The organism is Streptomyces sp. NPDC047880, assembly GCF_040706515.1.
In the GTDB taxonomy this organism is placed as follows: domain Bacteria; phylum Actinomycetota; class Actinomycetes; order Streptomycetales; family Streptomycetaceae; genus Streptomyces.
The window spans coordinates 330,447-350,603 of the sequence record NZ_JBEZOK010000003.1 but is presented as its reverse complement, the minus strand read 5'-3'; the positions used below and the strand labels follow the sequence as shown (position 1 = coordinate 350,603).

Below are 20,157 nucleotides of genomic sequence, written 5' to 3'. Positions count from 1 at the left end.
GTCATGCGTGTACTGCTCGTGGGTGCTGGTGGTGTCGGTGGGGCGATCACCCGGATCGCGGCCCGGCGGCCGTTCTTCGAGGCCATGGTGGTGGCCGACTACGACCCGGACCGTGCGGAGGCCGCCGTCGGGGCGCTCGGCGGCGACGCGCGCTTCACCGCGGAGCAGGTCGACGCCGGCGACGAGAGCGCCGTGGCCCGCCTGCTCGACCGGCACCGCTGCGACGTCCTGCTCAACGCCACCGATCCCCGCTTCGTGATGCCGCTGTTCCGCGCGGCCCGCACCGCGGGCGCCACCTATCTCGACATGGCGATGTCGCTGTCCCGTCCGCATGCCGAGCGGCCGTACGAGGAGTGCGGGGTCAAGCTGGGTGACGAGCAGTTCGCCCAGGCCGCGGACTGGGAGAAGGAGGGGTTGCTGGCCGTCGTCGGCATGGGTGTGGAGCCGGGTCTTTCGGATGTGTTCGCGCGCTACGCCGCCGACGAACTCTTCGACGAGATCGAGGAGATCGGCATTCGCGACGGCGCGAACCTGGCCGTCGACGGCTATGACTTCGCGCCCTCGTTCAGCATCTGGACCACCATCGAGGAGTGCCTCAACCCGCCGGTCGTCTACGAGAGCGGGAAGGGCTGGTTCACCACCGAGCCGTTCAGCGAGCCCGAAGTCTTCGACTTTCCCGACGGCATCGGCCCGGTCGAGTGCGTGAACGTGGAGCACGAGGAGGTGCTGCTCGTCCCGCGCTGGGTCGACGCCCGCCGGGTGACCTTCAAGTACGGCCTGGGCCGGGAGTTCGTCGAGACGCTGCGGACGCTGCACCTGCTGGGCCTGGACCGCACCGACCCGGTGACCGTGCCGGGGCCGGACGGCCCGGTGAAGGTGTCGCCCCGGGACGTGGTCGCCGCGTGCCTGCCCGACCCGGCGAGGCTGGGCGAGCGGATGCACGGCAAGACCTGTGCCGGCACCTGGGTACGGGGCGTGAAGGACGGCGAGCCGCGCGAGGTGTACCTGTACCACGTGGTCGACAACCAGTGGTCGATGGCCGAGTACGGCTCCCAGGCCGTGGTGTGGCAGACGGCGATCAACCCCGTCGTCGCGCTCGAACTCATCGCGACGGGCGCCTGGTCCGGTGCCGGCGTGCTCGGGCCCGAGGCCTTCCCCGCCCGGCCGTTCCTGGACCTGCTGACGGACTACGGCTCGCCCTGGGGCATGCGGGAGCAGTGAACGGCTGTCTGGAACGGTCTGTTTCACCGGGCATCGACAGGTCACCCGAAAAGGAGTAAGCATCCGAGAGAGCACGCTTCTACTGCGATGCAGGTGACTTCGATGGACAACTGGCGAGACCACGCTGCCTGTCGGCACGAGGACCCCGAGCTCTTCTTCCCGATCGGCACCTCCGGACCGGCCCTGTTGCAGACGGAACAGGCCAAGGGGGTGTGCCGACGGCGCTGCCCTGTGCAGGAGCAGTGTCTGCAATGGGCCCTGGAGACGGGTCAGTCCATCGGCGTGTGGGGCGGGACGAGCGAGAACGAACGGCGTGCGCTGAAGCGCCGCGCCGCCGCCCGCCGCCGTTCCGGCTGACAACCGGCCACCACCCCTGGGGTCTCAGCTGCGTCGCAGCGGTCCCCAGGGGTTCGCCTGCCGGGCCACCTCCGCTCTCGCCTCGTCGATCACCCGCTGGTCGAGCCGGCACAGCGGGCGGACGTCGGTGACCAGCGGTTCGTTGTCGGGTCCGCGGGCGGCCTCCGTGCCGGTGAGCACCCAGGGGCGCACGCCCGGCCCCTTGTCGTGCGTAAGGTGCGCGTAGTCGTGCAGCCGGCGGGCCACCCACACCCGCACCGGCCGGTCCTCCCACCAGTCCTCGACGCCGAGCGGGCTGGCCGGCAGCCCCGGCAGGGACACACCTGTCAGGTCGTCGGTGCTGGACACCTCGCGGAGATCGGTCTCCGGGCCCCGCGACCAGCGGACGTACAGGCCCCGGTGCCGCTCGACGAGCCCGACGAGTTCGTCGAGGGTCCGCACGACCCGCAGACCGCCCTGTGCACTCATGTCATGACCCCCTTCCTCCTCCACCTGGTCAGGCGGACGGAGTACCCGCCCGGCCCGAGCGGAACCGGCCGTTCGGCGCCGGGCGGTGCGGGCATCCGGCCGGGGTTAGGCTCGCGGCACGCCCCTGTCGCCGCGAGGAGGAGCCGACCATGAGCGTGCGCCTGCGCCGTGTCTACGAGCCCGCCGAGCCCGAAGACGGTGCGCGGGTCCTGGTCGACCGGCTGTGGCCGCGCGGGCTGGCGAAGGAGGCGGCGCGGGTGGACGAGTGGCCGAAGGCCCTCACCCCGTCGACGGAGCTGCGGCGCTGGTACCACGCGGGCGAGGGCTCGTACGAGGAGTTCTCCGAGCGGTACGAGGCGGAACTCGCCTCCGAGGATGCGTCCGAGGCGCTCGACCATGTGCGCGAGCTGGTCCGTCGGGGCGACGTGACCCTGCTGACCGCGTCGAAGACGCCCGAGCAGAGCCACGCCGCGGTACTGGCCCGCCTCCTCGAAGCCTGAAGGCACCACCCGTCGCCGTCGGTCAGGCCGTCTGCTTCGCCGCCGCCCGGCCCGCCGCCCGGCCCGAGAAGAGGCACCCGCCGAGGAAGGTGCCTTCCAGGGCGTTGTAGCCGTGGACGCCGCCGCCGCCGAACCCGGCGACCTCGCCTGCCGCGTACAGCCCGTCGACCGGCTTGCCGTCGGTCCCGAGGGCGCGGGAGTCCAGGTCGGTCTGGATGCCGCCGAGGGTCTTGCGGGTGAGGATGTGCAGCTTGACGCCGATCAGCGGCCCGGCCGCCGGGTCGAGGATGCGGTGCGGGGTGGCCACCCGGCCGAGGCGGTCGCCGATGTAGCGGCGGGCGTTGCGGATGCCCTGCACCTGGGCGTCCTTGGCGTAGGGGTTGGCGATCTGCAGGTCGCGGGCCTCGATCTGGCGCTTGATCCCGTCCGAGTCGAGCAGCGGCTTGTCGGTGAGTTCGTTCATCTTCGCGACGAGCTGTTCGATGCCGGACGCGGTCACGAAGTCGGCGCCCTTGCGCAGGAACGCGTCGACCGGCCCCGGAGCGCCCTTGCCGAGGATGCGCTCCTTGAGGAAGCCGGCGCGGTCCTTGGCGGTGATGTCGGGGTTCTGCTCGGAGCCCGACAGGGCGAACTCCTTCTCGATGATCTTCTGCGTGAGGATGAACCAGGAGTGGCCGTACCCGGCGATGTCCTCGGTGGTGCGCAGGTGCTTCAGGGTGCCGAGGGTGTCGTAGCCGGGCAGGTACGGGCCGGGCAGGCGGCGGCCGAGGGCGTCGAACCACAGGGAGGACGGGCCGGGCAGGATGCGGATGCCGTGGCCGGGCCAGATGGGGTCCCAGTTCCGCAGGCCTTCGGTGTAGTGCCACATGCGGTCGCGGTTGACCAGCCGTACGCCGGCCTCGGCGCTGATGTCGAGCATCCGCCCGTCGACGTAGGCGGGGACGCCGGTGACCATCTCGCGGGGCGGGGTGCCGAGGCGTTCGGGCCAGTAGCGGCGGACGATGTCGTGGTTGGCGCCGATGCCGCCGCTGGTGATGACGACGGCCTGGGCGGTGAGTTCGAAATCGCCGATCGCCTCGCGGCTGGAGGCGACGCCCCGGGGCGCCGGGTCCTCGGCCAGGACCGTGCCGCGCACGCCCCGGGCGGTGCCGCCCTCGACGACGAGGGCGTCGACGCGGTGGCGGTGGTGGAAGGTGAGCAGGCCGTCGCGGGCGGCCTGTTTGACGTAGCGGACGAACGGTTCGACGACGCCGGTGCCGGTGCCCCAGGCGACGTGGAAGCGGGGCACGCTGTTGCCGTGCCCGTGCGCCGTGAGGTCGCCGCGCTCGGCCCAGCCGACGGTGGGCAGGAAGGTGATGCCGTGTCCGTCCAGCCAGGACCGCTTCTCCCCCGCGGCGAACTCGACGTAGGCGCGCGCCCAGCGCACGGCCCAGGAGTCCTCGTCCTCCAGCCGGTCGAAGCCCGCGCTGCCCCGCCAGTCGCTCCAGGCGAGCTCGAAGGAGTCCTTGATCCCCAGGCGCCGCTGCTCCGGCGAGCCGACGAGGAAGAGTCCACCGAAGGACCAGAAGGCCTGGCCGCCCAGGTTGTTGGCATTCTCCTGGTCGACGAGTGCGACCCGCCGGCCCCTGCTGGTCAGTTCGTGCGCCGCGACCAGTCCGGCGAGGCCCGCTCCGACGACGATGACATCGGCATCCATGGCGACCGTTCCCTTCTTCAGTTCTTCGAGTGAACGAGGGTGCCGCTGCCGTCGGTCAGCAGGGCCGTGAGCAGTTGCTTCAGCCAGGCGCGGGCGTGGTCCAGGTCCCGGTCCAGCAGCAGTTGCGTGGTGACGCCGTCGTACGCGGCGACCACCGCGTGGGCGGCGCCGTCGGCGTCACCCAGTACGGCGGGCAGCGCGGTGTGCCCGCGGGCCCGGGCGAGCCGGTCGGCGACGGCCCGCCGCAGCCGCGCGCGGTGTTCGAGCAGGCTGCGCGCCACCTCCGGGTCGCGGGCGGCGTGCACGAGGAAGTCCGTCTTCACCAGCAGCCAGTCGCGGTCGAGGAGCAGGACGTCGGTGACGCGGTCCACGGCGGCGGGCACGTCGAGGTCGGGACCGTCGAGAGCGAGGGCTCCGGAGACCTGCTCGGCGATCAGGTCGGCGCGCTCGCGGTAGAGGGCGAAGAACAGTTCGTCGAGGCTGGAGAAGTTGGAGTAGAAGGCGCCCCTGCTGTAGCCGGCGGCCTCGCAGACCTCCTCGATCGAGACGTGCCCGAAGCCCTTGGCCGCGAACACGGAGAACGCCGCTTCGAGGAGGTTGGCCCGCGTGTGGACCCGGCGCCTGGTCACACGCCCGGTGCTGCCTTCGACCGCCATGCCCGGCCTCCCTTCGAGCCTTTCGATACGTGACTGTATTGGATACACCGATGTATCGAAAGGCTGCCTGAGGCCCCCGTAGACATGAGACCCCCTTAGATACATGGAACATATTTTCGATCAAGGGGTACGCTGGCGGCATGCACCTCCAGGGCTCCCTCTTCGACCAGGCCGACGAACTGCGCCTCGGCCCGCTGGACGGGATCGGCCGTACCGGGCTCGGCTTCGGCGCCTGGCTCGACACGCTGCCCGGGTGGCTCAGCGGCTCGGACGATCTGTTCGAACGACTGGCGTCCGAGGTCCCCTGGCGGGCGGAGCGGCGCACGATGTACGACCACGTGGTCGACGTCCCCCGCCTGCTCGCGTTCTACGGCGTGGACGATCCGCTCCCGCACCCCGTGCTGGCCCAGGCGCGGGACGCGCTCAGCGCCCACTACGGCGAGGAACTGGGTGAGCCGTTCACCACGGCCGGGCTGTGCTACTACCGGGACGGCAGGGACAGCGTGGCCTGGCACGGCGACCGGATCGGACGCGGGGCGCGCGAGGACACCATGGTCGCGATCCTGTCGGTGGGAGCGCCCAGGGACCTCCTGCTGCGCCCGCTGCGCGGCGGCCGGGACACCGTGCGCCGCCCCCTGGGCCACGGCGACCTCGTCGTGATGGGCGGTTCCTGCCAGCGCACCTGGGAGCACGCGATCCCCAAGAGCACGCGGGCGGCGGGGCCGCGCATCAGCATCCAGTTCCGTCCGCACGGCGTGCGCTGAGTCGCCGCGAACGGCCCGGGCACACCCGCCCGTTGGGCCGGACCCCGCGGTTCCGCCTGCTCCCGGTTCTGCTTTCCTTGTGCCGTCGGGCCGGGAGCGGGACCACACGAGGCGGGACGATCATGCGCGCAGACGTACACCAGGTCGCGGAGGGCACCTATCTGGTGCACGGATCCAGCACGAACTGGGTGATCCTCAAGGAGGGCGACGCCGTCACCCTGATCGACACCGGCTACCCGGGCGACCGGGAGCAGGTCCTCGCCTCCCTCACGGAGGTGGGGGGCTCCCCCGAGGCCGTCGCCGCCGTGCTGATCACCCACGCGCACAACGACCACCTGGGCTCCGCCGAGTACCTGCGCGCCGCGTACGGCACGCCCGTGTACCTGCACGAAGCCGAAGGACCGCACGCCCGGCGGGAGTTCCTGCACCAGGTGTCCCTCGGGACGGTGCTCGCCAACGGCTGGCGGCCGGGTGTGCTGCCGTGGGCGGTGCACGCGCTGCGCTCCGGCGGCACGACGCACAACCCGGTCACGGCCCCCGAGCCGTTCCCGCGGGCCGGCGCCCTGGACCTGCCGGGACGGCCGGTACCGGTGCACACGCCGGGCCACACCGACGGGCACTGCGCCTACCACCTGCCGGGCACCGGTGTGCTGGTCTCCGGCGACGCCCTGGTCAGCGGTCACCCCACCTCACGCGTCGAGGGACCGCAGCTGCTGCCGGACATGTTCCACCACGAGCGCCCGCGCGCCCTGGCCTCCCTGGACGTGCTCGCGGAGCTGGAGGGCGAGCTGCTGCTCCCCGGGCACGGGCCGGTCCACCGGGGGCCGGTGCGGGACGCCGCTCTCCGGGCCCGGGAGCGGGCCCTCTAATCTGATGGGACGATCGGCGGCGAGACAAGGACACCCGGCCCATGGCACTGCAGATCAGCGCGACCAATCCGGAGCACCCCGCGCTCCTGCTGGAACTGCCGTGGGACGTACCTCTGGAGGAGTGGCCGGAGGAGTACCTGGTACCGCTGCCGCGCGGCATCTCCCGGCACGTGGTGCGCTACTCCCGCGCGGGCGACGAGGTGATCGCCGTCAAGGAACTGGCCGAGCGGCCGGCCCGGCGCGAGTACGACATGCTGCGGGACCTGGACCGGATCGGCATCCCGTCGGTGGACCCGCTGGCCGTGGTCACCGGCCGCACCGACGCGAGCGGCGCCCCCCTGGAGAGCGTCCTGGTCACCCGGCACCTGGGCGGCTCGATGCCGTACCGCTCGATGTTCGAGACGACCATGCGCCCGGCCACCATGCACCGGCTGATGGACGCGCTCGCCGTGCTCCTGGTGCGGCTGCACCTGGCCGGCTTCGCCTGGGGCGACTGCTCCCTGTCCAACACCCTCTTCCGGCGCGACGCGGGCGCCTACGCCGCCTACCTGGTGGACGCCGAGACCGGTGACCTGCATCCGCAGCTCAGCACGGGACAGCGCGAGTACGACCTCGACCTCGCCCGCGTGAACATCAGCGGGGAACTGCTGGACCTGGAGGCGTCGGGGGCGCTGCACCCGTCCGTGGACCCGATCGAGTTCGGCATGGAGATCTGCGCCCGCTACCGCGGCCTGTGGGACGAGCTGACCCGGGCCTCCGTGTATCCGGCGGGCAAGTACCACTACATAGAACGCCGCATCCGCCGCCTGAACGACCTCGGGTTCGACGTCGCCGAGATGCAGATCGAGCACGCCTCGACCGGCGACACGGTCAGCTTCGTGCCCAAGGTCGTCGACGCGGGCCACCACCAGCGCCAACTGCTGCGCCTGACCGGGCTGGACACGGAGGAGAACCAGGCCAGGCGGCTGCTGAACGACCTGGAGAGCTGGATGGCGACCCAGGACGACTACGCCCCCGGCGACCCCCTGGGAGCACGCCCGGAGGTTCTCGCCCACCGCTGGGTGCGGGAGGTCTTCCGGCCGACCGTGCGGGCCGTGCCCGTCGAAATGCGCGGTGCGATGGACCCGGCGGAGATCTACCACCAGCTCCTCGAACACCGCTGGTACATGTCCGAGCGGGCCCAGCACGACATCGGCCTCGACGCCGTGGTCGAGGACTACATCCGGAACATCCTGCCCACGGCCCGCAAGACGCTGCAGCCGACGGCGGAGTGAGGGGCCGGCGCCCTCAGGCGTGCGGCACCACCGCCACCGGGCAGTCGGCGTGGTGGAGCATCCCGTGGGCCACCGAGCCGATGCGGGCCCCGACGGCCGTACGGTGGGCCCGGCGCCCGACGACCATCAGCTGGGCCGTCCCGGCCACCGACAGCAGAACCTGGCTCGCGCTGCCCATCTCCACGTGCTCCTCGACCGGCACGTCGGGGAACCGTTCCCGCAGCGGCCGGACCGCCGCGGCCAGGCTCTTCTGCTCGTACGGCTCCAGTCCCCCCGCCTCGTCGAGGAGCTTCAGCGAGCCCGGGCTGTAGGCGAAGACGGGCGGCAGGCTCCAGGCCCGTACGACCCGCACGGTCGCCCCCCGCGCGGCAGCCGTCTCGAAGGCGAAGCGCAGCGCGTCGGCGCTGTCCTCCGGGTCGCCCTGCTGGCCCACGACGATCTCCCGCCCGGCGGCCTCGGACGAGGACTGGTCCCCCGCCCGCACGAGCACCACGGGCCGGTCGGCCTCGGCGATCACCTGCTGGCCGACCGAGCCGACCAGGAACCCCACGATGCGGCCGTGCCCGCGCGAGCCGAGCACCAGCATCTCGGAGTCGGCAGCGGCGGCGACCAGGGTGTCGGCGACGGCCCCCTCGATGACGTCCGTGGTCACTTCGAGGTCCGGGTGCCGTTGGGTGACGGTCCCGACGGCCTCGGTCACCGCGCTGTGCACCCACTGTGCCTGGCTGTCCGCGTCCGTGGCGACCGCGCTCTCGATCACTTCCGGCGTCTGCACCCGCCAGGCGTGCACCACGCGCAGCGGCCGGTCGCGCCGCACCGCCTCCCGCGCCGCCCAGGCGAGAGCCGCGAGGCTCTCCTCCGATCCGTCGACTCCTGCGGTGATCGGGCGTGTCATCCGGCTGCCTCCCTGTGGAACGTCACTGTGCCGCCCAGTCTTCACCACCGCCGCCCCTTGGCCGCTCTCGGGAGCCGATCTCCGTATCGGAGCGCCGCGCGGCGATCGAACATACGATGGGCGGAGGTCGGCGCGGTGCCCCGGGGACGCCGTGCCGTGAGTCGACCGCCCGGCGTGGGGGACGTATGGCACAAGCCGCCGATTCGGCGCGGACCGTCATCATGACCGTGGACGACGACCCGGGTGTCTCCCGGGCCGTGGCCCGGGACCTGAGGCGCCGGTACGGCGCGTCGTACCGGATCGTGCGGGCGGAGTCCGGCGCGTCCGCGCTGGACGCGCTGCGGGAGTTGAAGCTGCGCGGTGATCTTGTGGCCGTGATCCTGGCCGACTACCGGATGCCGCAGATGAACGGCATCGAGTTCCTCGAACAGGCCCTGGACGTCTACCCCGGTGCGCGCCGGGTGCTGCTGACCGCGTACGCGGACACGAACGCCGCGATCGACGCGATCAACGTCGTCGACCTCGACCACTACCTGCTCAAACCGTGGGATCCGCCCGAGGAGAAGCTGTACCCGGTCCTCGACGATCTGCTCCAGGCGTGGCGGTCCAGCGACTTCCGGCCCGTGCCCAGCACCAAGGTCGTGGGACACCGCTGGTCGTCGCGTTCCTCGGACGTGCGGGAGTTCCTGGCCCGCAACCAGGTCCCCTACCGCTGGTACTCCGCCGACGAACCGGAGGGGCGGCGGCTGCTGGCCGCGGCCGGCGAGGACGGGATGCGGCTGCCGGTGGTCATCACGCCGGACGGGACGCCGCTGGTCGAGCCGGAGCACGTCGACCTCGCCGCCCGGGTCGGGCTGGCGACGGCTCCGACGGCCGACTTCTACGACCTGGTCGTCATCGGTGGCGGCCCGGCCGGGCTCGGCGCGGCCGTCTACGGCGCCTCCGAAGGGCTGCGGACGGTGCTGGTGGAGCGGTCGGCGACCGGCGGGCAGGCGGGTCAGAGCTCACGCATCGAGAACTACCTGGGATTCCCCGACGGCGTGTCGGGGGCCCAGCTCACCGACCGGGCGCGGCGGCAGGCGGCGAAGTTCGGCGCCGAGATCCTCACCGCGCGCGAGGTGACGGCCCTGGAGGTCAACGGCGCCGCGCGGATCGTCCGCTTCTCGGACGGCTCGGCGGTCGCCGCGCACAGCGTGATCCTGGCGACCGGGGTGTCCTACCGGCAGCTGGCTGCGCCCGGCTGCGAGGAACTGACCGGTTGCGGGGTGTACTACGGGTCGGCCCTCACGGAGGCGCCCTCCTGCCAGGACCAGGACGTGTACATCGTCGGCGGCGCCAACTCCGCCGGGCAGGCGGCGATGTACCTGTCCCGGGGCGCCAAGTCGGTGACGCTGCTGGTGCGCGGCGAGTCACTGGCCGCGTCGATGTCGCACTACCTGATCCAGCAGATCGAGGAGTCGCCCAACATCCAGGTCCGGGCCCGCACGGTCGTCGAGTCCGCGCACGGCGACGGCCGTCTGGAGCGGCTGACCCTGCGCGACGTGGACAGCGGGCACACCGAACAGGTCGACGCGCAGTGGGTGTTCGTGTTCATCGGCGCGGCCCCGCTGACCGACTGGCTGGACGGGACGGTGCTGCGGGACGAGCGCGGGTTCATCCTCGCCGGACCGGACCTTACCCCCGACGGACGTCCGCCGGAGGACTGGGAGCTGGACCGGCCGCCGTACCACCTGGAGACGAACGTGCCCGGCGTGTTCGTGGCGGGCGACGCCCGCTCGGAGTCCGCGAAGCGGGTCGCGTCCGCCGTCGGAGAGGGAGCCATGGCCGTGATGCTCGTCCACCGGTACCTGGAGCAGTCATGAGCGGACAGGCGGTGCCCTGCAACCCGCAGGAGATCGGCGCGCTGTTCCTGTTCGAGAAGCTCACGCCCGAGCAGCTCGGCCGGTTGTGCGCCGAGGGGCGGGTGGAGCGGTTCGAGCCCGGACCGGTCTACACCGAGGGCGAGCCCGCGACCTGCTTCTACGTGATGCTCGAGGGCACCGTGGTGCTGTACCGGCGGGTCGGCGGGGACGACGTGGAGGTGACCCGGACCTCGCAGCGCGGGGTGTACGCGGGGTCCATGCAGGCGTACCTGGGCGACCGGGTGCGGCAGGTCTACAACAACTCCATGCGCGTCACGGAACCGACGCGGTTCTTCGTGCTGCCCGCCGACACCTTCGCGGAGATCATGCAGGAGTGGTTCCCGATGGCGGTGCACCTGCTGGAGGGGTTGTTCTTCGGTTCGAAGAGCACCCAGCGGGCCATCGGACAGCGTGAACGGCTGCTGGCGCTCGGCTCGTTGTCCGCGGGTCTGACGCACGAGCTGAACAACCCGGCCGCGGCGGCCGTGCGGGCGACGGCCACCCTGCGGGAGCGGGTCGGCAAGATGCGCCACAAGCTGGCGATCATCGCGCAGGGTTCGTACTCGCCCGAGGTCATGGCGAACCTCATCGACATCCAGGAGCGCACGGCCGAACGGGTCGCCAAGGCCCCGGCCCTGAGTCCGCTGGAGGCGTCCGACCGTGAGGACGCCGTGACCGACTGGCTGGACGACCAGGGCATCCCGGAAGGCTGGCGGATCGCGCCCACCTTCGTCCAGGCCGGTCTCGACGTGGACTGGCTGGACCAGGTCGCGGCGGCGGTGGACGAGGACATCCTGCCGAGCGCCATCGGCTGGCTCAACTACACCGTCGAGACCGAGCTGCTGATGGACGAGATCAACGACTCGACCACGCGCATCTCCCACCTGGTGGACGCGGCCAAGCAGTACTCGCAGCTCGACCGGGCACCCTTCCAGAACGCCGACGTGCACGAACTCCTCGACTCCACCCTGCTGATGCTGTCCGGCAAGATCGGCGAGCAGATCGAGGTCGTCAAGGACTACGACCGTACGCTGCCGAAGATCCCGGCGTACCCCGCGGAGCTCAACCAGGTGTGGACGAACCTCATCGACAACGCGGTCGCGGCGATGAACGGCGCGGGCGGGGAAGGGACGCTGACCGTGCGGACGGCGGCGGAACACGACCGGCTGCTGGTGGAGTTCCGGGACACGGGCGTCGGCATCCCGGCACAGGACCGGGAGCGGATCTTCGATCCCTTCTTCACGACCAAACCGGTGGGCGAGGGGACCGGGCTCGGACTCGACATCTCCTGGCGGATCGTGGTCAACAAGCACCACGGCACGATCCGGGTGGAGTCGGAGCCGGGCGACACGCGTTTCCAGGTACTGCTTCCGCTGACAGCGGCCGAGGAGGAGTCTGCATGACGGGCGTGAACGGGATCGACACTAGTGTGCCGCCGAGCGGCAGCGGGTGTGCCGAGTGCGAGGCGGCGGGGGGATGGTGGTTCCACCTGCGGCGGTGCGCGCAGTGCGGACACGTGGGGTGCTGCGACAGCTCGCCGGCGAAGCACGCGACGGGGCACTTCCGGGAGACCGGGCACCCGTTCGTGCAGAGCTTCGAGCCGGGTGAGGACTGGTACTGGAACTATGAGACGAACGAGTTGTACGAGGGCGGGCCGGAGCTGACCGCGCCGGTGAGCCATCCGGTGGATCAGCCCACGCCGGGGCCGGCCGGGCGGGTGCCCGTCGACTGGGCGAAGGTCCTGCGCGCCTGAGCACGCGGGGTTGCTGTCCGGTGGCGGCCGCGGGTCGTGTGGGGTTGATCGCGCCCACGCGGCGGGGCCGCACCATGTCGGCCTCCCGAGCCCCTGAAAAAGAAAGTTGGTTCCGTGCAGCAGGCTTCATCGGTCACGCCCGTCGTCGGGCGGGACGCCGAACTCACGCGCCTGGCCCGCGTGCTGGAGCACGCGCGCGGCGGTGAGGCCCGGGCCGTGCTGATCGCCGGGGACGCCGGGGTCGGCAAGACCCGGGTGCTCGACGAGGCCGGCAGGCAAGCCGCCGCGACGGGCATGACCGTGCTCACCGGACACTGCGTGGACCTCGGCGACGTCGGGCTGCCGTACCTCCCGTTCACCGAGGTCCTCGGGATGCTGGCCGCCGATGAGCGGTTTTCCGGTGCTCTCGCCGCCCACCCCGTGGTCGAGCGGCTGCTGGGGTCGGGGACGGACTCCGTGCGGGACGTGGACGGGCGGCTGCGTCTGTTCGAGGGGATGGCGGGGCTGCTGGCCGACGCCGCGGAGGTCGCGCCGCTGCTGCTGGTGCTGGAGGACCTGCACTGGGCGGATCAGTCGTCGCGCGACCTGCTGCGGTTCCTGCTGGGCCGGGGCGTGCTCCGGCACCGGCTGGCGGTGTTCGCCTCGTACCGGGCCGACGATCTGCACCGACGGCATCCGCTGCGGCCGCTGCTGGCGGAGCTGGTACGGCTGCCGCTCGTCGAGCGGCTGGAACTGCGGCCGCTGGCCGACCCCGACGTGGACCGGCTGGTGCGGGCCCTGGAGCCCCGGCCGCTGCCGGACGCCACGGTCCGGCGGATCGTGGAGCGGGCCGAGGGGAACGCCTTCTACGCGGAGGAGTTGCTCGCCGCCACCGACACCGAGTCGGGCGGGGTGCCCAGCGGGCTCGCCGATGTGCTGCTGATCCGCTTCGAGCAGCTCTCCGAGACCGCGCAGCAGGTGCTGCGGACCGCCTCCGTCGCCGGACGCCGGGTGGAGCACGACCTGTTGCGGGAGGCGGCCGGGCTGCCGGAGGCGGAACTGGAGTCGGCGCTGCGCGAGGCGGTCGGGCGGCAACTGCTCGTGGCCGGGGCCGACGACACGTACTCCTTCCGGCACGCCCTCGCCCGCGAGGCCGTCTACGCCGACCTGCTGCCCGGGGAGCGGGCCAGGCTGCACGGCGCGTTCGCACGGCTGCTCGCCGGGCGCGGGCACCCTGCCGAGAGTGCCGCGGAGCGGGCCCACCACTACCGGGAGAGCCACGACCTCGCCGAGGCGCTGGCCGCGTCCCTGGAGGCCGCCGATCACGCCCAGCGGGTCGGAGCCCCGGCCGAGGAGCAGCGGCACCTCGAAGCGGCCCTGGACCTGTGGCCGGCGGTCGGCCCCGAGGCCCGGCCCTCGGGCGGGGGTGCCGACCGGGTGACGCTGACACTGCGGGCGTCGGCGGCGGCCGCGCACGCCGGGGAGCTGCACCGTGCGGTCTCGCTGACCCGGTCCGCGCTGGCCGGCCTCGGTCAGGACGCCGAGTCCGAGCTGGCCGCACGGGTCCGCTACACCCTCGCCGGGAACCTGCTGAGCGTGGACAGCCTGACGGCGGCTTTCGCCTACAGCAGCGAGGCCCTGGCGATGATCCCTGAGGAGCCTCCGTCCCGTACCTGGGTGTGGGCGGCCGCGACACATGTCCTGGCCGCACGACACGTCGGGGAGAACGAGACCGCGCTGCGGGTCGCCCGCCGGGCCCTGGGAGTGGCGGAACGGCTGCGGGTGACCGACGCCCAGGCGGACCTGCTGATCTCGCTGGCCGTCTTCGACGGCGAGGGGCGGCGCGGCGCGGAGGGCCGTCAGCGGCTGATCAAGGCCCGGGACCTGGCGCGGAGTTCGGGCAACGCGCCCGTGGAGCTGCGTGCCCTGTTCAACCTGGCCATGGGCAGTTACGAGTCCGGGGCCCTGTCGGACTGCGTGCCCTGGCTGACGGAGGGCCTGGACCGGGCCCGGCGCGCCGGGCTGCTGTCGTCGCCGTACCCGCTGGAGATGCGCTATCTGCGGCTGCTGGTGCTGAACGTGCTGGGCCGCTGGGACGAGTGTGTGCGTGCGGCGGCGGCCGACGCCGACGTGCTGCCGGCCGCCGGCGGGTACACGATGGGTCCCGCGCTGTACGTGACGCTCGCACGGGGTGACTTCACGGCCGCCGACCGGGCGCGGGCCCTGCTGGAGGGGCCGTTCGACTGGATGGCCACGCTGGTCGCGGGAATCGTGCTGACCGAGGCGGCGGCGCTGCGCGGGGATCCGCAGGACGCGGTGCGGTGGACTCGGTCGACGGTCACGGCCCTCACCGACGAGACGGGCACCCGCCCGGACGTCGCGGTGCGGCTCGCCGCGCTGGCGTTGTCGGCGGTGGCCGACGCGGCCGTCGGGCTGCGGTCGGCCGGTGACGAGGCCGGTGCCGGCCGCTGGACGGACACCGCGACCGAACTGGTGGAAGTGGCGCGGGCCATGGCCGTCCGCGACGACGGCACGCCGCAAGGTCCCGAGGGGCAGGCGTGGCTGGCCCGGGCCGAGGCCGAGTGGCTCAGGGCGGCGTCCGGGCCGGACCCGGTGGCCGCCTGGGCGAAGGTGGTGACGGCGTTCGGCTACGGCGACGTCTACGAGCGGGCGCGGTGCCGGCTGCGCTACGCGGAGGCCCTGGTGGCGGCCGGGTGCCGGGAGGAGGCCGCGTCCGAGGCGCGGGCGGTGCGGGAGACCGCGGTCCGGCTCGGCGCCACACCGCTGCGCGAACAGGTGGACGATCTGATCCGGCGCGGCCGGCTGTCGGACAGGCCGGGCGGCGGCGGGGACCGGGCCGCCGTCCTCACCGCCCGCGAGCAGGACGTGCTGCGGCTCCTCGCCCTCGGCCGCAGCAACCGGCAGGTCGGTGAGGAGCTGTTCATCAGCGGCAAGACCGCGAGCGTCCACGTCTCCAACATCCTGGCCAAGCTGGGCGCGTCGAGCCGCGGCGAGGCCGTGGCGATCGCCTACCGCGAGGGCCTGATCGCCCCGGAGCCGTCGACGTCCGGCTGACCGGCGCCCGCCCCGGGCTCACGCCTGTCCCCTACCCCGTGGTGTCCTGGCGGGTCCCGCAGTCGAGGTCGGCGAGATCGACGGCGTCGGCCATCGCCCGCATCCCCTTGTCGTTGGGGTGCAGATGGTCGCCGCCGTCGAAGGCGGGCAGGAGCCGCTCGGGGTCGCGGGGGCTGCGCAGGACGCGGTCGAAGTCGGTGACGGCGTCGAACGCGCCGCTGTCGCGGATGAAGGCGTTGACCTGCCGTCGTACCGCCTCCCCGGCGGGATCCCACTCCTGCCAGCCCTTGTAGGGGGCGATCGTGGCGCCGACGACGCACTTCCCGGCCGCGTGCGCCCGGTCGATCAGCCGGCGGTACCCGGCGATCAGCCCCGCGCTCGTGGCGGCGGGCTCGGCCTTGATGTCGTTGACGCCCTGGAAGAGGAACACCGTGCGCACGCCCGGCAGCGAGAGCGCGTCCCGCTGCAGACGGTTCAGGGCGCTCTGCCCGGGTCCGTCGAGAAGCACCTTGTTCCCGGCGATGCCCGCGTTGGCCACGCCCTCGACCGAGCCGGCGGACGCGCCCAGGCGACGGGCCAGGTAGTCGGGCCAGCGGCGGTTGTGGCCGGTGGTGGAGTGCCAGCCGTCGGTGATGGAGTCGCCGAGGGCGGCCACGGCGCCCGCTGCCCGGCGGGGCCGCACCGTGACGGCGTCGAGGTAGAACCACGAGCCGATCCGTTGCTTCCAGCGGGCCGCGCCCTCCTCCGCCGCGTGGTCGCCGCGAGTGGTGTACGAGGTCTGCATCGCCAGCCAGTGCCCGGTGAGCGCGCCGCCCGCCCGGGGGACGTACAGGCTGACGGCGAGGGTACGCCCGGCGGGCACGCTGCCGGGCAGCGGATCGCTGTAGACGACGCCCCCCGCGGGGACGGTGACGGAGCGTGCGCCGCGGAAGGTCAGGCGCCTGTTGCTGCCGGGGACGAGCGCGGCACCGTCCCGTCGCAGGCCGGCGTGGACGTTCCGGAACGTCACCGGCCGGTCGCCGAAGGCGTTGGACAGCCGCACCCTGAGGTCGCTGCCGCCGACGCTGGTGTGCACCATCAGCCGGTAGCCGCGGCCGTCGGCCGCCTCACCGACGTGGCCGGCGGAGGAGGCCCAGGTGACCACACCGTGCCCGGCCGCCGTCGGAGCGGGGTCGGCCGGAGGGGTCGGCCGGTCCCCCGCGGGCTCCGCCCCGGTCCCGCAGCCCAGCGCCACACAGCAGGTGAGGGCGGCCAGGGCGGCACGGCAGCGGGAACGTACGGTGCGGGACATCTGCGGCGCTCCTTCGGCCGGTAGGTCGGGTGCGGGCGCAGGTCGTCCCGGCGTACGACACGGTAACGGTGCGGCCGGCGACGCCGCACAGGCGGGTTTGCCGGGCGTGCCGTCCCCGGCGGTGGGTGAAGTGGCGTGAGTTTCGGGTGTGCGAAGCGACCGTCTGCCCGATCTTGGCGGAGGGAAACGCTCCGGGCGAGGATGCCGGTATGAAGGGTGATCTCTTTTCCAGTGAGCACATGGTTCAGCCGGCCGTGGCGCCGGGCATGACCGTCGAGAACGCCAAGTGCATCCGCTACACGGTGAACGGCGAGATGCTCGCCCGGCAGGGAGCGATGATCTCCTACCGCGGCAACCTCCAGTTCGAGCGCAAGGGCCAGGGTGTGGGCGGCATGCTCAAGCGCGCGGTCACCGGGGAGGGCCTGCCGCTGATGGCGGTGCGCGGGCAGGGCGAGGCCTGGTTCGCGCACGAGGCGCAGAACTGTTTCGTCGTCGATGTCGAGCCGGGCGACGAGTTCACGGTCAACGGCCGTAACGTCCTGTGTTTCGACGCCACGTTGTCGTACCGCATCGCCACCGTGAAGGGCGCCGGCATGACCGGCGGCGGTCTGTTCAACAGCGTCTTCACCGGGCACGGCAAGCTGGGCCTGGTGTGCGAGGGCAACCCGCTCGTCATCCCGGTCTCGCCGCAGTACCCGGTGTACGTCGACACGGACGCGATCGTCGGCTGGACGGCGGGCCTGCAGACCTCGCTGCACCGCTCGCAGTCCATCGGGTCGATGCTGCGCGGCGGTTCCGGCGAGGCGGTGCAACTGCTGCTCCAGGGCGAGGGATACGTCGTCGTCCGGCCGAGCGAGGCGACTCCCCACAAGGCGGGGCAGCACTGAAAGCCTGTCAGGTGACGTGCGTCTCAGAGGCAACCCGGTCCGTTCCGCCGACGTCTTGATCGGCAGCAGGCGATGCCCCGGCCCTCGCGGCCGGGGCATCCTTCCACCCTTCTATACACCCCATGTATACGCTCCGTGTATACATCGTGGCTCTCCCTCGGGGGTGTACGGACCGAAAGGCATCGATGTACGGCAAGGCATTCGCCCCGGAGTACCAGGGCGCGCTCACCACCCTGTCCGTCAACTCCTCGCTGACCGACGTCCTGGCTGCCGGCACCGAGCAGCTGCGGGCGGCCGAGCGCGCCGGACAGCCCGCGGAGGCGGCGCGTTCCGGACTCGCCGTGGCCGAGGCGCACCGCCGGCTGGGCCGGGTCGAGGAGGCGGACCGGGCCTGGAAGGCGAGTTACCGCGCGGCCCGGCAGGCCGGGGACCTCGGGGCGATGGCCTGGGCCCTGTGGAGCGGCGGCACGCTGGCCCGGCAGCGCGGCGCGCTCCCGCTGGCCCGCAGGCTGCTCCGGCTCGCCGCCGACCTGGGCGAACAGGGCGAGGACATCGTCGTCCGCGGCTACTCGCTGGCCGGACTGGCCGAGACCGGCCGTATCCAGGGCGACTACGAGGCCGTCGGCCGCCTGCACGAGCAGTTGCTCGCCGAGGCCCGGCGGCGCGGGGAGGCACGGCACACGGTGTGGGCGCTGGAGGGCATCGCGCAGATGCACCGCAACACCGGCCGTTACGACACGGCGTACGCGCTCTTCGAGGAGGCCGCCGAGATCGCCGCTCGTGCCGACGACCGCCGCGGCCACGCCTGGGCGCTGCGCGGGCTGGCCGACGTGGTGTCCGTCCGCGACCAGGACACCGAGCGGGCCTTGGAGTTGCTGAGCGAGGCGGAGACGACGTGCCGCGCGATGCGGCTGTCCAGCGCGCTCGCCTACAACCACAAGATGCGCGGCAACGTCCTGTACCGGGCGGGGCGTTACGCGCAGGCGCGGGAGCTGTACGAGCAGGCGCTCGCGGAGTTCCGCGAGATGAGCGAGCCGCGCGGGGAGGCGCTGTCACGGCTGGGTCTCGCCAAGTCGCTGGCCCGCCTGGGACGCGACCGTGACGAGACGGCGGCCGAACTGGCCGACCTCGCCGGCCTGCTGGAGCGCATCGGTCTGCAGCACGCCCGCCGGATGGTGGCCCGGGCCCACGAGGAACTCGGCATACCGTCCGCCGAGCGGGAGACGGGGGCGGCCCTGTGACGGCGCTGCCGACGGCGGCGAACGCGGCGCGGCCCGCCTCGACGTCCCCCGCGCCGGTCACGCAGACGCCGCAGCCCGGTGGAGCCGGGCAAGCGGCACACCGGGGCACGACGGGCCCGGCACCAGCACCGGCGGGGTCGCCCCGGCAGGTCACGGCGGCCGGCCCCGCCGCCACGGCTCGGGCGGTACGACGGGACGAGCCGTACGACCGCGCGGCCGGCACCGGTGACGTCCCCCGGGTTCTCGACCGCTGCCGTGCCCTGGTCCGCCCGGCCCTGGAGGAAGCCGTGGGGCGGCTGCACCCCTGGGTGGGCGAGATGGCCGCCTACTCCTTCGGCTGGTGCGAGGTCGGCGGGGCACCGGCCGTGGCCTGCGGCGGCAAGGGCGTGCGGCAGGCGCTCGCGGTGCTGGGGGCGGAGGCGGCCGGTGCGCCGGGCCGGGCCGGGGTGTCCGCGGCGGTCGCGGTGGAACTCGTGCACACCTTCTCCCTGCTGCACGACGACATCATGGACGGCGACACGGACCGGCGCCGCCGCCCGACCGTGTGGAAGGCCTACGGCACGGGGCCGGCGGTGCTCGCGGGTGACGCCCTGTTCGCCCTGGCCGTCGAGACGCTGGCGGCGCAGCCGGGTGGTGCGCGGGGCGTGCGGACGCTGTCCGTGGCGCTGGGTGACCTGGTGCGCGGACAGGCGGACGACCTGCTGTTCACCGACCGCCCGTGGACGGGGCCGGAGCGGGTGCGGCCGGACGAGTACCGGGCGATGGCCGAGCACAAGACGGGTGCGCTGCTGGGCTGCGCGGCCGCGCTCGGTGCCGTGCTCGGCGGTGCCGGTCCCGAGACGGCCGCCGCGCTGGACCGGGCCGGCCGGCATCTCGGGGTCGCGTTCCAGATCGTCGACGACGTGCTGGGCATCTGGGGTGACCCCGGTGTCACCGGCAAACCGGTCCACGGTGACCTGCGCGAGCGCAAGAGGACGTTCCCGGTGCTGGTGGCGCTCGACTCCCCGATGGGTGGCCGCATCGCCGCACACCTGGAGTCGGGCGAGGCGTCCGGTACGGCGGCCGCGCTGATCGAGGAGGCGGGCGGCCGTGCGGCCGCCATGGCGGAGGCACGCCGGCACCTCGCCGCCGTCGAGAGCTCCCTGGCCGGGGCCCCGCTGGCGGCGAACGCCGTCACCGACCTGCGGTCGCTGCTGGAGTACCTGGTGCGGCGCGACGTCTGAGCGTCCGGCGCCGGATGCGCCCCGGGGCACCGGCGCCCGCCGCGCAACACGTGCGGAGCGTGCGCGCCCGCCGCGCAACACGTGCGGAGCGTGCGCGCCCGCCGTGT

The 20,157-nt window shown here is 73.0% G+C and carries 18 protein-coding genes; 13 read left to right on the top strand and 5 right to left on the bottom strand.

Annotated features, from left to right (window positions below; translation table 11 throughout):
- The first annotated feature begins 3 nt into the window (after window positions 1–3).
- Together AB0937_RS07590 and AB0937_RS07585 are read left to right on the top strand one after the other, a co-directional pair.
- On the top strand, window positions 4–1,221 hold the full coding sequence (locus AB0937_RS07590; protein ID WP_366710172.1) for a saccharopine dehydrogenase C-terminal domain-containing protein: 1,218 nt from the start codon (window positions 4–6) through the stop codon (window positions 1,219–1,221).
- 102 nt (window positions 1,222–1,323) lie between these two features.
- On the top strand, window positions 1,324–1,578 hold the full coding sequence (locus AB0937_RS07585) for a WhiB family transcriptional regulator (RefSeq protein ID WP_366710171.1): 255 nt from the start codon (window positions 1,324–1,326) through the stop codon (window positions 1,576–1,578).
- Window positions 1,579–1,602: 24 nt separating this feature from the next.
- Here the strand turns inward: AB0937_RS07585 and AB0937_RS07580 are convergent, their stop codons facing one another.
- The gene (locus tag AB0937_RS07580) at window positions 1,603–2,046 is read right to left on the bottom strand and encodes a DUF6098 family protein (protein WP_366710170.1); all 444 of its coding nucleotides are present in this window, start codon (window positions 2,044–2,046) and stop codon (window positions 1,603–1,605) included.
- A gap of 149 nt (window positions 2,047–2,195) precedes the next feature.
- Between AB0937_RS07580 and AB0937_RS07575 the strand changes: the two genes are divergently transcribed.
- Entirely contained in the window at window positions 2,196–2,546 is a 351-nt protein-coding gene (locus AB0937_RS07575; RefSeq protein ID WP_366710169.1) for a DUF488 family protein, read from the top strand.
- A gap of 22 nt (window positions 2,547–2,568) precedes the next feature.
- On the opposite strand, the gene AB0937_RS07570 is transcribed toward AB0937_RS07575, so the two are convergent.
- Window positions 2,569–4,242, bottom strand: coding sequence for an FAD-binding dehydrogenase (locus tag AB0937_RS07570; RefSeq protein ID WP_366710167.1), 1,674 nt, complete (start codon window positions 4,240–4,242; stop codon window positions 2,569–2,571).
- A 17-nt stretch (window positions 4,243–4,259) separates the two neighbouring features.
- Window positions 4,260–4,898 carry a TetR/AcrR family transcriptional regulator gene (locus tag AB0937_RS07565; protein ID WP_366710166.1) on the bottom strand — a complete coding sequence of 213 codons (639 nt, stop codon included), beginning with the start codon at window positions 4,896–4,898 and terminating at the stop codon, window positions 4,260–4,262.
- Window positions 4,899–5,038: 140 nt separating this feature from the next.
- Between AB0937_RS07565 and AB0937_RS07560 the strand changes: the two genes are divergently transcribed.
- From AB0937_RS07560 to AB0937_RS07550, 3 genes are all read left to right on the top strand, one after another.
- On the top strand, window positions 5,039–5,662 hold the full coding sequence (locus tag AB0937_RS07560; protein ID WP_366710165.1) for an alpha-ketoglutarate-dependent dioxygenase AlkB: 624 nt from the start codon (window positions 5,039–5,041) through the stop codon (window positions 5,660–5,662).
- A 122-nt stretch (window positions 5,663–5,784) separates the two neighbouring features.
- The gene (locus AB0937_RS07555; protein WP_366710164.1) at window positions 5,785–6,531 is read left to right on the top strand and encodes an MBL fold metallo-hydrolase; all 747 of its coding nucleotides are present in this window, start codon (window positions 5,785–5,787) and stop codon (window positions 6,529–6,531) included.
- 41 nt (window positions 6,532–6,572) lie between these two features.
- Window positions 6,573–7,805 carry a DUF4032 domain-containing protein gene (locus AB0937_RS07550; protein WP_366710163.1) on the top strand — a complete coding sequence of 411 codons (1,233 nt, stop codon included), beginning with the start codon at window positions 6,573–6,575 and terminating at the stop codon, window positions 7,803–7,805.
- A 13-nt stretch (window positions 7,806–7,818) separates the two neighbouring features.
- On the opposite strand, the gene AB0937_RS07545 is transcribed toward AB0937_RS07550, so the two are convergent.
- Window positions 7,819–8,700 (bottom strand): universal stress protein, encoded by an 882-nt coding sequence (locus tag AB0937_RS07545; protein ID WP_366710162.1) that lies wholly within the window; start codon window positions 8,698–8,700, stop codon window positions 7,819–7,821.
- A 185-nt stretch (window positions 8,701–8,885) separates the two neighbouring features.
- On the opposite strand from AB0937_RS07545, the gene AB0937_RS07540 reads away from it, so the two are divergent.
- The 4 genes from AB0937_RS07540 (at window position 8,886) to AB0937_RS07525 (ending at window position 15,408) form a co-directional block, all read left to right on the top strand.
- On the top strand, window positions 8,886–10,562 hold the full coding sequence (locus tag AB0937_RS07540; RefSeq protein ID WP_366710160.1) for an FAD-dependent oxidoreductase: 1,677 nt from the start codon (window positions 8,886–8,888) through the stop codon (window positions 10,560–10,562).
- On the top strand, window positions 10,559–12,004 hold the full coding sequence (locus AB0937_RS07535) for an ATP-binding protein (protein ID WP_366710159.1): 1,446 nt from the start codon (window positions 10,559–10,561) through the stop codon (window positions 12,002–12,004). Before AB0937_RS07540 ends, AB0937_RS07535 begins: the two co-directional genes overlap by 4 nt.
- Window positions 12,001–12,354: a UBP-type zinc finger domain-containing protein gene (locus AB0937_RS07530; RefSeq protein ID WP_366710157.1), complete on the top strand. Its 354-nt coding sequence runs from the start codon at window positions 12,001–12,003 to the stop codon at window positions 12,352–12,354. Before AB0937_RS07535 ends, AB0937_RS07530 begins: the two co-directional genes overlap by 4 nt.
- Before the next feature lie 114 nt (window positions 12,355–12,468).
- Complete coding sequence (locus tag AB0937_RS07525; RefSeq protein WP_366710156.1) at window positions 12,469–15,408, top strand: AAA family ATPase; 2,940 nt, start codon at window positions 12,469–12,471, stop codon at window positions 15,406–15,408.
- A 31-nt stretch (window positions 15,409–15,439) separates the two neighbouring features.
- On the opposite strand, the gene AB0937_RS07520 is transcribed toward AB0937_RS07525, so the two are convergent.
- Window positions 15,440–16,699, bottom strand: a complete 1,260-nt coding sequence (locus tag AB0937_RS07520) for an SGNH/GDSL hydrolase family protein (protein ID WP_366710154.1) — start codon at window positions 16,697–16,699, stop codon at window positions 15,440–15,442.
- A gap of 209 nt (window positions 16,700–16,908) precedes the next feature.
- On the opposite strand from AB0937_RS07520, the gene AB0937_RS07515 reads away from it, so the two are divergent.
- The 3 genes from AB0937_RS07515 to AB0937_RS07505 all read left to right on the top strand — a co-directional run bounded on the left by AB0937_RS07515 (window position 16,909) and on the right by AB0937_RS07505 (window position 20,050).
- A complete protein-coding gene (locus AB0937_RS07515) occupies window positions 16,909–17,586 on the top strand; it encodes an AIM24 family protein (RefSeq protein WP_104786322.1) in 678 nt (225 codons plus the stop codon).
- A 185-nt stretch (window positions 17,587–17,771) separates the two neighbouring features.
- Window positions 17,772–18,827, top strand: a complete 1,056-nt coding sequence (locus AB0937_RS07510) for a tetratricopeptide repeat protein (RefSeq protein WP_366710152.1) — start codon at window positions 17,772–17,774, stop codon at window positions 18,825–18,827.
- Entirely contained in the window at window positions 18,824–20,050 is a 1,227-nt protein-coding gene (locus AB0937_RS07505; RefSeq protein WP_366710151.1) for a polyprenyl synthetase family protein, read from the top strand. Before AB0937_RS07510 ends, AB0937_RS07505 begins: the two co-directional genes overlap by 4 nt.
- Window positions 20,051–20,157: the final 107 nt, after the last annotated feature.

What these genes read in the sequence shown, in the direction of transcription:
- AB0937_RS07590 (WP_366710172.1), top strand. Translation starts at nt 4, where the DNA reads ATGCGTGTACTGCTCGTGGGTGCTGGTGGTGTCGGTGGGGCGATCACC.
- AB0937_RS07585 (WP_366710171.1), top strand. Translation starts at nt 1,324, where the DNA reads ATGGACAACTGGCGAGACCACGCTGCCTGTCGGCACGAGGACCCCGAG.
- AB0937_RS07580 (WP_366710170.1), bottom strand. Translation starts at nt 2,046, where the DNA reads ATGAGTGCACAGGGCGGTCTGCGGGTCGTGCGGACCCTCGACGAACTC.
- AB0937_RS07575 (WP_366710169.1), top strand. Translation starts at nt 2,196, where the DNA reads ATGAGCGTGCGCCTGCGCCGTGTCTACGAGCCCGCCGAGCCCGAAGAC.
- AB0937_RS07570 (WP_366710167.1), bottom strand. Translation starts at nt 4,242, where the DNA reads ATGGATGCCGATGTCATCGTCGTCGGAGCGGGCCTCGCCGGACTGGTC.
- AB0937_RS07565 (WP_366710166.1), bottom strand. Translation starts at nt 4,898, where the DNA reads ATGGCGGTCGAAGGCAGCACCGGGCGTGTGACCAGGCGCCGGGTCCAC.
- AB0937_RS07560 (WP_366710165.1), top strand. Translation starts at nt 5,039, where the DNA reads ATGCACCTCCAGGGCTCCCTCTTCGACCAGGCCGACGAACTGCGCCTC.
- AB0937_RS07555 (WP_366710164.1), top strand. Translation starts at nt 5,785, where the DNA reads ATGCGCGCAGACGTACACCAGGTCGCGGAGGGCACCTATCTGGTGCAC.
- AB0937_RS07550 (WP_366710163.1), top strand. Translation starts at nt 6,573, where the DNA reads ATGGCACTGCAGATCAGCGCGACCAATCCGGAGCACCCCGCGCTCCTG.
- AB0937_RS07545 (WP_366710162.1), bottom strand. Translation starts at nt 8,700, where the DNA reads ATGACACGCCCGATCACCGCAGGAGTCGACGGATCGGAGGAGAGCCTC.
- AB0937_RS07540 (WP_366710160.1), top strand. Translation starts at nt 8,886, where the DNA reads ATGGCACAAGCCGCCGATTCGGCGCGGACCGTCATCATGACCGTGGAC.
- AB0937_RS07535 (WP_366710159.1), top strand. Translation starts at nt 10,559, where the DNA reads ATGAGCGGACAGGCGGTGCCCTGCAACCCGCAGGAGATCGGCGCGCTG.
- AB0937_RS07530 (WP_366710157.1), top strand. Translation starts at nt 12,001, where the DNA reads ATGACGGGCGTGAACGGGATCGACACTAGTGTGCCGCCGAGCGGCAGC.
- AB0937_RS07520 (WP_366710154.1), bottom strand. Translation starts at nt 16,699, where the DNA reads ATGTCCCGCACCGTACGTTCCCGCTGCCGTGCCGCCCTGGCCGCCCTC.
- AB0937_RS07515 (WP_104786322.1), top strand. Translation starts at nt 16,909, where the DNA reads ATGAAGGGTGATCTCTTTTCCAGTGAGCACATGGTTCAGCCGGCCGTG.
- AB0937_RS07510 (WP_366710152.1), top strand. Translation starts at nt 17,772, where the DNA reads ATGTACGGCAAGGCATTCGCCCCGGAGTACCAGGGCGCGCTCACCACC.